General features: G+C 60.7%; 1 protein-coding gene. It reads right to left on the minus strand.

The window, feature by feature from the left end; translation table 11 throughout:
• Positions 1-555 (minus strand): transposase (locus IM708_RS21135; RefSeq protein WP_209428515.1); only part of this gene is annotated, 555 nt, incomplete at its 3' end.
• Between the last annotated feature and the right edge of the window lie 150 nt (positions 556-705).

A 705-nucleotide genomic window follows, 5' to 3' on the forward strand; every position in this document is an offset into this window, starting at 1 on the left:
TTTCGACCCCTTCTTCCCCCAACGTGCATCGGGATCGGCGCTGAAATGCATGTCCGGAGCATCCAGGGCGTCCCCCTCGGCTCGGTCCTGTGGTGGGTCGATATGGCTGCGCGGCCGCGCGGCGCTTTTAACCAAGGTAGCGTCGATGATTGCGGCCTCTGCGGCCTTCAGCTTGAGCCCGTGATGTTCGAGCTGGCGGCAAACTTCGGCCAGCAGATCATCGTAAACCCCACCTTTGACCAGTGCGTTGCGAAACCGGCAATGAGTGGTCTCGTCCGGCACCGGCGCATGCAGGCCCAGCCCGCAAAACATCATGAAATCCAGCCGCACCTTGAGGGCACGTTCCAGTTTCGGGTCCGACAGCCCGTGCCACTGGCCGATCAGCAGGCACTTCAACAGCACCAGCGGATCGTAGCCCTGCGGCCCGATCCCCGAACGCCCCAGACCACGTGTTAGAATCGGTGCGACCGCCCGCCAGTCGATCAGCGCATCGATCTTGGAAAGCACATGGTCATCACCAATCCGATCAGCCGCTTCGCGCAGGAAAAGGTCCATCGTCCCCCCGGAAATCATGCTGGCAAACCATACCAAAGCATAAAACCGGCGGGAATCCTCAGTTATGCAGAGGTCTTTAGAAGGCGAGCAGCACTTCGCGGTCCTTGACCAGCTTGGCGACCGCCTTGTCGTATTTCACGCGGTAAGCCG

The sequence above is a fragment of the Pararhodobacter sp. SW119 genome, from assembly GCF_017811755.1.
GTDB lineage: Bacteria > Pseudomonadota > Alphaproteobacteria > Rhodobacterales > Rhodobacteraceae > Pararhodobacter.